The sequence below is a fragment of the Mucilaginibacter ximonensis genome (genome assembly GCF_042686265.1).
GTDB lineage: Bacteria > Bacteroidota > Bacteroidia > Sphingobacteriales > Sphingobacteriaceae > Mucilaginibacter > Mucilaginibacter ximonensis.
On record NZ_JBHUPD010000001.1, the window covers coordinates 320,524 to 332,230 of the forward strand.

The 11,707-nt window shown below is 42.4% G+C and carries 15 protein-coding genes; 7 read left to right on the forward strand and 8 right to left on the reverse strand.

The window, feature by feature from the left end; genetic code table 11:
* Positions 1–12: 12 nt before the first annotated feature.
* On the reverse strand, positions 13–1,269 hold the full coding sequence (locus ACFS5N_RS01505; protein ID WP_377181491.1) for a M56 family metallopeptidase: 1,257 nt from the start codon (positions 1,267–1,269) through the stop codon (positions 13–15).
* Positions 1,266–1,640, reverse strand: a complete 375-nt coding sequence (locus tag ACFS5N_RS01510) for a BlaI/MecI/CopY family transcriptional regulator (protein ID WP_377181493.1) — start codon at positions 1,638–1,640, stop codon at positions 1,266–1,268. The genes ACFS5N_RS01505 and ACFS5N_RS01510 overlap by 4 nt, the downstream gene beginning before the upstream one ends.
* 288 nt (positions 1,641–1,928) lie before the next feature.
* Between ACFS5N_RS01510 and dprA the strand changes: the two genes are divergently transcribed.
* The gene (dprA, locus tag ACFS5N_RS01515; protein WP_377181495.1) at positions 1,929–3,026 is read left to right on the forward strand and encodes a DNA-processing protein DprA; all 1,098 of its coding nucleotides are present in this window, start codon (positions 1,929–1,931) and stop codon (positions 3,024–3,026) included.
* A 171-nt stretch (positions 3,027–3,197) separates the two neighbouring features.
* Here dprA and ACFS5N_RS01520 read toward each other — a convergent pair whose 3' ends face one another.
* From ACFS5N_RS01520 to ACFS5N_RS01530, 3 genes are all read right to left on the reverse strand, one after another.
* On the reverse strand, positions 3,198–3,344 hold the full coding sequence (locus tag ACFS5N_RS01520) for a lmo0937 family membrane protein (RefSeq protein ID WP_377181497.1): 147 nt from the start codon (positions 3,342–3,344) through the stop codon (positions 3,198–3,200).
* Between the two features lie 125 nt (positions 3,345–3,469).
* A complete protein-coding gene (locus ACFS5N_RS01525) occupies positions 3,470–3,691 on the reverse strand; it encodes a DUF2795 domain-containing protein (RefSeq protein WP_002996718.1) in 222 nt (73 codons plus the stop codon).
* A gap of 98 nt (positions 3,692–3,789) precedes the next feature.
* Positions 3,790–4,338: a cob(I)yrinic acid a,c-diamide adenosyltransferase gene (locus ACFS5N_RS01530; protein ID WP_377181499.1), complete on the reverse strand. Its 549-nt coding sequence runs from the start codon at positions 4,336–4,338 to the stop codon at positions 3,790–3,792.
* Positions 4,339–4,453: 115 nt separating this feature from the next.
* Between ACFS5N_RS01530 and ACFS5N_RS01535 the strand changes: the two genes are divergently transcribed.
* The 3 genes from ACFS5N_RS01535 to ACFS5N_RS01545 all read left to right on the forward strand — a co-directional run bounded on the left by ACFS5N_RS01535 (position 4,454) and on the right by ACFS5N_RS01545 (position 7,078).
* Positions 4,454–5,437: a chitinase gene (locus ACFS5N_RS01535; protein ID WP_377181501.1), complete on the forward strand. Its 984-nt coding sequence runs from the start codon at positions 4,454–4,456 to the stop codon at positions 5,435–5,437.
* A gap of 171 nt (positions 5,438–5,608) precedes the next feature.
* Entirely contained in the window at positions 5,609–6,238 is a 630-nt protein-coding gene (locus ACFS5N_RS01540) for a hypothetical protein (protein ID WP_377181503.1), read from the forward strand.
* 57 nt (positions 6,239–6,295) lie between these two features.
* On the forward strand, positions 6,296–7,078 hold the full coding sequence (locus ACFS5N_RS01545) for a hypothetical protein (protein WP_377181505.1): 783 nt from the start codon (positions 6,296–6,298) through the stop codon (positions 7,076–7,078).
* A gap of 49 nt (positions 7,079–7,127) precedes the next feature.
* Here ACFS5N_RS01545 and ACFS5N_RS01550 read toward each other — a convergent pair whose 3' ends face one another.
* The 3 genes from ACFS5N_RS01550 to ACFS5N_RS01560 form a co-directional block, all read right to left on the reverse strand.
* Positions 7,128–7,847: an ABC transporter ATP-binding protein gene (locus ACFS5N_RS01550; protein WP_377181508.1), complete on the reverse strand. Its 720-nt coding sequence runs from the start codon at positions 7,845–7,847 to the stop codon at positions 7,128–7,130.
* Between the two features lie 153 nt (positions 7,848–8,000).
* Positions 8,001–8,288, reverse strand: a complete 288-nt coding sequence (gene gatC, locus ACFS5N_RS01555) for an Asp-tRNA(Asn)/Glu-tRNA(Gln) amidotransferase subunit GatC (protein WP_377181510.1) — start codon at positions 8,286–8,288, stop codon at positions 8,001–8,003.
* Between the two features lie 4 nt (positions 8,289–8,292).
* The gene (locus ACFS5N_RS01560; protein ID WP_377181512.1) at positions 8,293–9,021 is read right to left on the reverse strand and encodes a lysophospholipid acyltransferase family protein; all 729 of its coding nucleotides are present in this window, start codon (positions 9,019–9,021) and stop codon (positions 8,293–8,295) included.
* A 38-nt stretch (positions 9,022–9,059) separates the two neighbouring features.
* Between ACFS5N_RS01560 and trpS the strand changes: the two genes are divergently transcribed.
* The 3 genes from trpS (at position 9,060) to kdsB (ending at position 11,580) form a co-directional block, all read left to right on the forward strand.
* Complete coding sequence (gene trpS, locus ACFS5N_RS01565) at positions 9,060–10,055, forward strand: tryptophan--tRNA ligase (RefSeq protein ID WP_377181515.1); 996 nt, start codon at positions 9,060–9,062, stop codon at positions 10,053–10,055.
* 108 nt (positions 10,056–10,163) lie between these two features.
* On the forward strand, positions 10,164–10,778 hold the full coding sequence (locus ACFS5N_RS01570; protein WP_377181517.1) for a deoxynucleoside kinase: 615 nt from the start codon (positions 10,164–10,166) through the stop codon (positions 10,776–10,778).
* Between the two features lie 73 nt (positions 10,779–10,851).
* The gene (gene kdsB / locus ACFS5N_RS01575) at positions 10,852–11,580 is read left to right on the forward strand and encodes a 3-deoxy-manno-octulosonate cytidylyltransferase (protein ID WP_377181519.1); all 729 of its coding nucleotides are present in this window, start codon (positions 10,852–10,854) and stop codon (positions 11,578–11,580) included.
* Positions 11,581–11,707: the final 127 nt, after the last annotated feature.

The window sequence follows — 11,707 nt, forward strand, 5'->3', positions numbered from 1 at the left end:
TTAAAAAATTCGCTATTCCTGTATCTTTACGTTGGCGCTATCGGTTGGAGGCTGGCTTTTAACAGGTTCCTCTATCCTTATTCTTTCTGATTTTTTAGGCGGCGCAGGCGGTGGTGGCGGTGGCAGCTTTTTATCGTTAGGTCTTACAACAGGCGGCGGAAATTTAACCATGCGCGCTGGCATTTTTGCAGGCAGCGGAAATTTAACCTGTGATGCGCTAGGGGTAGGCGGTGGCGGCGGTGGTAACTTTTTATCGTCAGACCTTACCACAGGCGGCGGAAATTTTACTGGCCGTGCTGATTTTTTAGCCGGCTGTGGAAATTTAACCTGACTTACGTTTGGTTTAGGAGGCGGCGGGGCGAGGCGCGTACCTGTTGCTTTTGTTTTTTTGGCGGTGTCAATTTCTATTTTTTGTTGACCAATGTCAATAACTCCGTAAGATTTACTGAAGCCCAAAGTCGACTCGGTTAACAAAGCAGCGCACAAAGGCACGGCCACCAGGTATTTTAGCCTTGCTAATTTGCCTGAACGTTTTTGATCTAACATGATAATTCTCTTTTTTAATAGGTTTTGGTTGAAAAATGAATGTGTTATTGCGGGGGTTACATCGCCATAGGCGTGGTCTACCAAAAATGATGCGTAAGTTATAACGTTACCGGCCGCTTGTGCAGTTTGTTCGTCAGCAATGTATTCGTGGACGGTGCGAATACTGTTTTGCAGCAGATACACTACCGGGTTAAACCAATTGATAGCTTTTAATATTTCAATAAAAACCACATCGGCAGAGTGTTTTTGGCGGATGTGCACCAGCTCGTGGTTGATGATCAGCTTTTCGTCGGCGTTTTGTGTACCAATGAATAAATAGTTAAAAAACGAGAAAGCGGTATTGCTGTCTTTAAGTTTGATGAGGTGATGATCTGCAGCGTCAATTCGCTCGGCGCCGCGGGCCAGCCTTTTTAGCTGTATCAGTTTCCAGGCAAACAATATGACCATAAAAAAAACACCGGCTAAATACCCATAGTACAGTACTGATTGCCATAGCGGTGCAGCTGACACGGTTGCTGTCACAAAGACCTCATTACTTACATAGACGGCTGGCTTTAAAAAGTTTAACTGTATTAGCGGTAGCGCAAAGGCCGACGCGCTGCTTGCCAGTAAATAAGCGCGATTAAGCTGATAATGTGTTTCTTTTGCCAGTATCAGGCTGTATACTCCGTAAAATATTACCAGATACAAATTGGCCTCAGCTATGTAATATAACCAGTTCATGACTTTTTATTTTTAAGTTCATCTAACAGTTTGGTTAGTTCATCCAGTTCTTTTACACCAAGCTTTTTCTCGTTAGCAATAAACGACACCAGGCTTTTGTAGGAGTTGCTGAAATAATTATTCATCATCTTATCAAAAGTGAATTTTCGGTATTGTTCCTCGCTTACCAGCGGAAAATAAACATGCGAGTTACCATAAGCTTTATGATCTACAAAACCTTTACCCTCTAATACCCGCACAACGGTCGACACGGTGTTATAAGCAGGCTTAGGGTCAGGCATTTTCTCAATAATGTCTTTTACAATGGCCTCATTTAGCTGCCACAGTATCTGCATTACTTGTTCTTCGGCTTTCGTCAATTCTTTCATCATTATTTACTATTTATATAACAGGTATTAAGGTTAACATGACTAGGGGAAACTCATGCTATTTGATCCAGGTAAACTATTTTTCTAGTTGCATAAGATAAAGGTAAAACTATTTTTATAGTTTGCAAACTATTTTTGTAGTTTTTTTTAAATGTTTTTGATTTATAGCTAAATATAGTGCGATTTGGGTTTGCTATTAATCAGTTATGGTTAGGGAATGATAAAGAGTAGCTAATTTATTTGCACATCATCAGCCCATGTCTTATTTTGCGTGCCTTACAAACCAACACCATGTCACAACTTCACGAGGTTGCAATTACTTTTCTTAAAAATATCGGGGCTACGCTGGGCAGGGTAGTAGTTAGTCATTTAGGCAGCGCAGAGGCGGTATTCAACGCTTCGGCTGCTAAATTGCTGGCAGTGCCAGGCATTGGCGATAAAACTCTCCGTGAGCTTAATTTTGAAGAGGCCTTGCAAAAGGCAGCAGCCGAACTTCAGTTTGCCGAAAAAAATAATATTGATATTTTATTTTATACCGATCCGAGATATCCCAAACGGCTAAAAAATTGTTTTGATGCACCTACCTTATTGTATAGCAAAGGCAACGCCGACCTGAACGCCCGAAAAGTAATAAGCATAGTTGGTACCAGGAATGCAACCGATTACGGCCGGGCGCTTTGCGAGGAGTTAGTTGCTGAGTTAAAGCAATACAATGTATTAATAGTAAGCGGATTAGCTCATGGTATTGACGTCATGGCTCATAAAGAATGTTTGAAACAACAAATGAGCACCGTTGGGGTGCTGGGCCACGGGTTGGATAAAATGTACCCGGCGGCTAATAAAAACACTGCTGATAAAATGCTGGAGTATGGCGGCTTATTAAGCGAATATCCATCGGGCGTACCGGCCGGCCCGGCAAATTTTCCTGAGCGGAACCGTATAGTAGCCGGTATGGCAGATGCTACCATAGTTATAGAGGCCAGTATTAAAGGCGGCGCGCTAATTACTGCCGAAATAGCTAATTCTTATAACCGTGATGTATTTGCCTTCCCCGGTAGATTGACCGATACCTATTCGGAAGGCTGTAATTTTCTCATCCGTAACCACAAAGCCAGTTTGCTTACCTGTGTGGCCGATCTGGCCTACAGTATGGGTTGGGAAAAACCTACAGACGTCAAACCTGTCGAGCAGTTTTTGCTACCCCTTGATCTGACCGATGATGAGCGTACGATATATTATATGCTGCAGCAAAATAACGCCCCAATGGCTATTGATGATTTGACTATCAAAACAAATATGCCCATGAGCTTATTAGCCATGAACCTGTTGAACATGGAAATGCAGGGTTTTATTAAAGCATTTCCAGGCAAGCTATATAAAGCATCTTAATCAGAATCAAGAAGCAAGAGACAAGAATTAAGATTTATCACTTAGCTTTAAAAAAGAAAGAGCCGGGAAAGTTCGATACGATAAGTATCTGGTTTCCCGGCTCTCTTATTAAGCAAAAAATCAAGAGCTGAAAATCCTGATTCTTGTCTCTTGCTTCTTGATTCTATTGAATCATGCTCTCCTGATAACGCCTAACAGTAAAGCTATAACAGCAATTACCAGTAACACGTGGATAATGCCGCCTGCTGAGTAGTAAAAGAATCCTAATGCCCATCCAATGATCAGGATAACTGCGATGATGTATAATAAGCCTCTCATAATTATATGTTTTTTATTGTGAGTAATTATGAGGCTACAACCAAAAAGTATTCCAAAATGGTATAAAAACTAAAAACCCCGTGCCAAATACTTGGCATGGGGTTTTTTATATCGTTTTTTATCGATTAATATTCGTCTTCGTTAAAAAAGAAGTCATCCTTTGTAGGGTAATCAGGCCATATTTCTTCAATGTTCTCATACGGCTCACCATCATCTTCCAGAGCCTGCAGGTTTTCAATCACTTCAACCGGAGCGCCTGAGCGTATGGCATAATCAATTAATTCGTCTTTAGTAGCTGGCCATGGTGCGTCTTCCAGGTGAGATGCTAATTCAAGTGTCCAATACATATTCTTATCTGATAGTTTTTAGTTAATTTTTATAGATGTCAATTTTGGCAAAAGTATAATATTTTTTGTTTGATTATCAATATATTTTTTCACATTTTTTATAGTCGTGTTATCCATTGATTTTCAGGTATTTTTTTGTCGTTTGCTATTTTGCGGGCCAGGGTAAACAGGTAGTCGCTTAATCTGTTCAGATAAATAATCACGCTTTCATCAACTGTGCTTTCTTCTGCCAAATGTACGGCCAGTCTTTCTGCCCTACGGCACACGCAGCGCGCTATGTGGCAGTAAGATATCGTGGTATTTCCACCCGGTAAAATAAAATGCTTAAGCTCTGGCAATTGGGTATTCATCTGGTCCATTTCGTGCTCAAGCGCTTCAATATCCCCTGCATGCAGATCGGGGATTGCCATTTTTGATTTTTGCGGATCAGCAGCAAGGGATGACCCGAGGACAAACAGTCTGTCCTGAATGTCTTTTAGAAAATCCTTGTCGTGCAGCGCTATGTCCTGATCGCGTATCAGGCCTATGTAGCTGTTCAACTCGTCAACGGTACCATAGCTCTCAATACGCAAATGATATTTAGGTACACGCGTACCGCCGATTAACGATGTAAAACCTTTATCGCCCGTTTTGGTATATATTTTCATATAAGGAGGTATGGCAATTTAAAAATATTGATTTAAACAATCCAATAAATACAAATTAAATTATGGCTTGCCTTTATATTTGTTTTAAGTTAATAAAAATTAAAATCCACACGTTGTGAAAAACATCATTATCTCAACCAAGTTTATATTGTTAATAGCTACTGCAACAATACTGCTTAGCGTTAGTTGCGGTAGTGCGTCGGCGCCTTCAACTACAACCGATGCTCCGGTTGTGTTTAACTTAATTACAGAAAAACAGTTTAATGAGTTGTTTCCGCAGCGCGATAAATTTTACTCCTATCAGGCTTTTATCAAAGCGGTAAAGGAATTAGGGCAAATCAAGATGAAAATTACCCGCCGTGCAGTATCTGTTTACCAGTTTATGCGAACAGATAAAGCTACCGGAAAAACCACTATGATACGCCAGGACGCCGATTGGAACGAAGCCTGGGCTAAAGTAAAGCCAGATAGTATATATTATATAGACTACGGCGCTTTTTGTACCGGCGGCGACGCGCTGACCAATAAAAAAGAGCTTGCCGCCTTTTTTGCTATACTGGCCCACGAAACCCGGCACGGAATGAATGGCACCTATACCGACGGTTTGATGCTTACCCACGAAGCCGACACCACGGCAAACTACCTGGGCGACAGCGACGAATATCCGCCGGTAAAAGGAAAAAAATATTATGGCCGCGGGCCGATGCAATTAAGCTACGCGGGAAATTATGGCTATGCGTCCGACTGTATTTTTGGCGATCATAAAATCCTGCTTAACAACCCCGATTTGATAACACAAGACCCCGTGGTAGCTTTTAAAGCGGCTATTTATTTCTGGATGACGCCGCAAACTCACAAACCATCGGCCCATGATGTGATGATTGGCAAATGGCAACCCAATGCAATCGACAAAGCGGCTGGCCGTACACCGGGTTTTGGTATGGTGATTAATATTGTAAACGGTGCTCTGGAATGCGGTTTGGGAGAGAATAACCCTGGTATGCTGGACCGGATTGGTTTTTATAAGCATTTTTTAACCAGGTTGGGTATTAATGATCCTAACTGTGCTTGTTCTTGTGCCAAGATGCAGCATTATTAGACACTCTAACTTCGCCACGTCATTGCGAGCGATAGCGTGGCAATCTCTATACAACAAGCTGAGTCGTTTTGCCGGAGATTGCCACACTCGTTCCTCGTTCGCAATGACGCGGTTGGTTTGCTATTCCTCAAAAGAATTTTTTACTTTAGCAAAAACCGCTAACCTATGCTTATGGAAAACTACCCATTTGATACTGAGGGCCTGACCGACGACGCCATAAAACGCTTTGCGGAAACCCACCAAAAACTGCGTGAAGAATTTAATATTTTACCTACCGGCCATATTGATTTTGACTTGCATCAGTTCAAAGCGTTTGGCAAATGCTCAGATGTAAACGTTCGCGGGTCATACGTGATCAAGCGCGACTGTGGCGACTCCTATATTTTGTTTGTACAGGTAGTTTATAAAATAGGCGACAGGCACGTAACGCATCACCAGGAAGCGCAGGTGTGGGGTTTGACTTATCTGAAACATAATTTTGGCGGTGTGGTCATTCGCCGTGAAACATTAACTGACAAAATTCTGGAACTCATACATCCGCATGAACTGGATTTTGCGGAAGATAAAGCCTTTAGCAATACCTTTTATGTGGTTGCCAATGATTACACCAAGGCTACCACCTGTATGACCCGCGATTTTCGGAATGCGGTTATGGATATCCGCGACAACGATTTTATGATCGAAATTGTCGACCACACTTTATTAATAGGCAACTATGACCCGGTTGTCCCTGAAAAGTCATTACATATCGCCGAGTTTGTAGAACGCATTGCTGAGGCTTGCTGGGGCGGGGTGGAATAGGCGATAAACTTGCAAAGTAACAAAAATCGTAAGTTTAGGATAAAATTAGTCTTAGTCATGAAAAAGCTGATCCTTCTTCTCCTCCTGGCTGGTCAATCGGCATTTGCTCAAAAAGAAGCTGCAGATTTTAAAGCCATCCAACTTAACAATAAAGCTTTCCTGCCCAATGAATTTAAGGCGCAATTTGCGGCTACTGATTTTTCTTCTCTTTTTACTAAAACCGAGAATGAAAATGTATTCGGTTTTATTGGCGATGATTACCAGCGTATCCGTATAAAAATAATATCGGTTAGCAAAAGCAAATCGAAGCCTTATACCTACCATGTTTACGGTAAATCAATGGTGAAAACTAATATCGACCAATTCAGCGGCACTCTTCAGATAACCAACATCCTGAAACAAAAGGTAATGTCTTATGGCATTGACGATATGTATAAGAATAGAGGTGATAAAGGTGAATATGTTATAGTTGGCAATTACATGTTTTCAGAGCCCCGTAATGAAAAGCATTCAGGAATTTTCAAGGGTGTGTTTAGGTCGTTTTTTTACCTGGATAAGCATAATCATATGCACTATGATGATATACAGCTAGGTGATAGTTATAATAACAATCAGTTTGTAGGTATATGGAAATCCTACGATGGGAAATTTGTACAGCGCTGTAATTGGGGCGATTGGCGCATACCTGATTCGGGAGATTTTGATAGCGGAGCCGGAGATTTTTCACCAGGTAAAAACATACAAAACGGTTGGACGACTTACGTAGACCAGTTTAACAGCAGCGATAAAAAACTTAAGGAAAAAGCTAAAGCAGCAGAAAAGGCTAAGTGGTGGTTATAACTTAAAGTCTCGCAGGCCTTAGTTGAAAACTAATGATACGCAGGGCTTGCTATACAACCCCGCTTCTGTCCACAATCTGCACGTTGGTGTTAATATAATCGCGCTCAACCAACCCGTCGCGCATACGCACAATGCGGTGAGCGTGCATGGCTATGTCTTCTTCGTGAGTTACTAATATAATGGTGTTGCCTTTAGCATGGATATCTTCCATCAGGCTCATAATCTCTATGGACGTTTTGGTGTCAAGGTTACCGGTAGGTTCGTCGGCCAGTATAATGGAAGGATCATTGATGAGGGCGCGGGCCACAGCTACACGCTGGCGCTGACCTCCCGAAAGTTCATTAGGGCGGTGGTCGGTACGGTTGCCCAGGCCCACATTTTCCAAAGCCTTCTTGGCGCGGGCCTGGCGGTCGTCTTTACTTACACCGGCATAAACCAGGGGCAGGGCCACATTGTCTAAAGCGGTGTTGCGCGGCAGCAGGTTGAAAGTCTGAAACACAAAGCCAATCTCAGAGTTTCGCACTTCGGCCAGCTCATTATCCGTCATATGGCTTACATTGATGCCATTCAGGATATATTCGCCTTTAGAGGCGGTATCCAGACAGCCTAAAATGTTCATCAAAGTTGATTTGCCTGATCCTGACGGGCCCATCAGTGCTACAAATTCACCCTTATTGATAGTAAGCGAAACCGATTTTAGTGCATGAATCACTTCAGTACCAATCACATATTTGCGTCCTATATCTTTAAGGGTTATTAATGGCTCCATGCGTTTTTGATTGTTTGACTGAGGCAGGGGCTTTTTGTTACAGATTTTTTGTAGTCCGAAAGTCGGGAAGACCGAAAATCTGAAAGATTTGAGTTAGTAGTTTTAATAAAGAGGCCAATCATCTTTCCGACTTACGGACTTTCCGACTTACAATTACCCAATCACTTTCGCTACCAAAAAGTACTTGTCGTCGTGCTTTGGGGCGTTTTTCAGGCCTTCTTCAACGGTAATCTCCTGCTTTACTATATCCTCACGCAAAACGTTTATCTCTTTTGAAAGGTAAACCAAAGGTTCAACACCAACAGTGTCAATTTCATTAAGCTTAGCCATAAAGTCCAGGATCTTGTTCATATCGCCAATCATTTCCTGCTGTTCGGTTGCTGAAAGTTCAAGGCGGGCAAGGTGTGCTATCTTGTCTACGGTTTCGCTATCTATGTTCATGGTACTATACTAATTTTTGTTGGATGATGTCATGCACGCGATAACGCAGCGCATCAGCATCATCAACAGTTAAATGGGCCGTTTCAACGGGCTTATGTACAAATATATGGCAAATTCCCGGTTTGCTGCCATGCTTCAGACCATTGTCCCACAAAATTTTCCAGGTATTGGCAGATGAAACGGGAATAATCGGAACTTTCATCTCAATTGCCATGCGGAACGGGCCATTTTTAAAATCATGCAGATGCGGTGGGTATTGCTCAGGGATGCGCCCTTCAGGAAATATTATAACTGATACGCCCTCGGCTAATGCCTCCGACGCTTTTTTAAACGCCCGGTATGACGACATCTTGCTTTCGCGATTTACCGGGATATCCACCGTTTTAAAAAACAAACGGGTGATAAAGTTATTTAGCAGCGCCTCTTTACCCATAAAAGTATGGTTGTTATTGCGTACCAGTATGGTCATGGCTGTAATATCCAGATTTGAGGTATGGTTAGGGCAAATAATATAAGTTCTGTTCCAGTCGATGGGCTGTTCGTAATCAAAACTATAAAAAATGCCCACCAATAGCGAACTTACAAAACCCCATGAGCGCCGTATGGCGTTCATGTATTTATAATTGCTTTTTTTGCGTGATAACAAATATAAAAAAGGGAAAGCTACTGCATAAGTTATAGCTACCGAGGCTATGTACAGGTAGCAGTGTAGTTTCCTCAATATTATTTTCATCGCGCTCAAAAATATAAAAAATCCTTACTTTCGCCGCTATGGAAACTGTTGTTAGCGGAATAAGGTCAACCGGAAATTTGCACCTGGGTAACTACTATGGTGCAATACAGAATTTTGTGAAGATGCAGCATGAATACAACTGCTATTTTTTTATTGCCGATCTGCATTCGCTCACTACCCACCCAACTCCGGATAACCTGCACAGTAACGTAAAAAGCGTGCTTGTTGAATATCTGGCCGCCGGCATCGACCCAGATAAGGCTACTATCTACGTACAGAGCGACGTGCCGGAGGTGACCGAGCTTTACCTGTACTTAAATATGAACGCCTACATGGGCGAACTGGAGCGCAGTACTTCATTTAAGGACAAAGTGCGTGCGCATCCTGATAATGTAAACGCCGGCCTGTTAACCTACCCGGTTTTAATGGCTGCCGATATTTTGATCCATCGGGCTACTAAAGTACCTGTGGGTAAAGACCAGGAGCAGCATCTTGAAATGGCGCGTACTTTTGGTAATCGCTTCAATCGTTTATATAAACACGAATATTTCCCTGAACCATATGCCTTTAACTTTAGCAGTAACCTGGTAAAAATTCCGGGACTGGATGGTAAGGGCAAAATGGGTAAATCAGAAGGAGAGGGCAACGCTATTTATTTAAGCGATAGCCCTGAAGCCATTCGTAAAAAAGTAATGCGTGCCGTTACTGATAGTGGCCCGACGGTTGAGAACCAGGAAAAACCGGATTACATACAAAATCTTTTCGACCTGATGAAGGTGGTTTCAACACCTGATACCATAGCGCATTTTGACAACCTATATAACACTATGCAGGTGCGCTACGGCGACTTAAAAAAGCAACTGGCCGAAGATATGATTGTAGCTACGGCGCCAATACGCGAGCGTATCAATGATATTGCTAATAATGCTGACTATCTGCGCAAAGTAGCTCATCAGGGCGCTGAAAAAGCTCGCGAAAGCGCCTCTAAAACAATTCGGGAAGTAAGGGAAATCATTGGGTTCAGAGAGTTCTAATTAGTCGATAGTCCATGGTCGATAGTCCATAGCAAAGAAAAACTATGGACTATCGACCATGGACTATCGACTTGTTTAATTAACATTCAAATTATATCTTTAGCCTATATGCACATAGCTATTGTTGGAAATATTGGAGCCGGTAAAACTACATTAACAGAGTTGCTGGCCAAAAATTACGGTTGGGAACCTTTATACGAAGCCGTTGACAATAACCCTTATCTGGAAGATTTTTACAGCGACATGAAACGCTGGAGCTTTAACCTGCAGATATATTTTCTGAACAGCCGCTACCGTCAGATTATCGATATCCAGAAAAGCGGTCGCAATATTATTCAGGATCGTACCATTTACGAGGATGCCTACATTTTTGCAGAGAACCTTCACGATATGGGCCTGATGACCACCCGCGACTATGAAAATTACGAATCGATTTTCGACAATATTACCGAGCATATCAAACCACCCGATTTACTGGTTTACCTGAAGGCTTCGGTGCCTACACTGGTGAATAATATCCAGCGTCGTGGCCGTGAATATGAGATTGGTATCCGTATTGATTACCTGTCGAAGCTTAACGAAAAATATGACAAGTGGATCAATAATTATAAGCTTGGAAAACTATTGATATTGGATAAGGATAATCTTGACTTTGCTAACAATCCTGAGGATCTGGGCAACATAATTCAGGCGATAGAGCGGGAGATAAACGGGTTATTTTAATTTTAGAATTACGATTTACGAATTACGATTAAGGGTGATTAAATCGGAATTCGTAAATCTAAAATCGTAAAATATGCACATTCTCGGCATCATACCTGCGCGTTACGCATCATCACGTTTTCCCGGCAAACCATTGGTTGACATTGGTGGTAAAAGCATGATACGGCGGGTTTATGAGCAGGCTAAGAAATGCAACCATCTTGCTGAGGTTATTGTAGCTACCGATGACAACCGCATTTATAAGCACGTAGTTGATTTTGGCGGCCTTGCGGTGATGACTAGTGCCGACCACCAAAGCGGCACCGACCGTTGCGCAGAGGTTGCTGCTGCGCACCCCCAATACAATGTTGTAATTAATATCCAAGGCGATGAGCCTTATATCGACCCAGAGCAGATCAGTAAGCTGGCTACCTGCTTTGATTCGCCCGAGGTGGAGCTAGCTACGCTGGTTAAGCGCGTGAAAGATGTGCAGGAACTGCATAATCCCAACACTCCAAAGGTTGTTGTTACCAAATTGAACGAGGCCGCTTATTTTTCACGCTCGGCTATCCCACATATCCGGGGTGAGGAAGGGCAAAATTGGCTGGAGTTTTATCCGTACTTTAAACATATCGGTATTTATGGTTATAGGGCGGATGTTTTGCAACAGATTACCAAACTACCAATATCAAGCCTGGAAAAAGCGGAAGCTTTAGAACAACTGCGCTGGATAGAAAACGGCTATCGCATAAAAGTTGCCGAGACTGATCTGGAAACTTACGCGGTGGATACCCCTGAGGATTTGCTGAAGCTGAAGTTTTAACTGCTCTTAGTTGGGCTAAAGCCCGGTGTTCGTATTTTCGAATCCGTTGACTAAAGTCAACGGCAATGAATTTTATTTCGCGAAAAAAGGTATTTACGTTACGTTTATCTGTCACATCAATCGAACT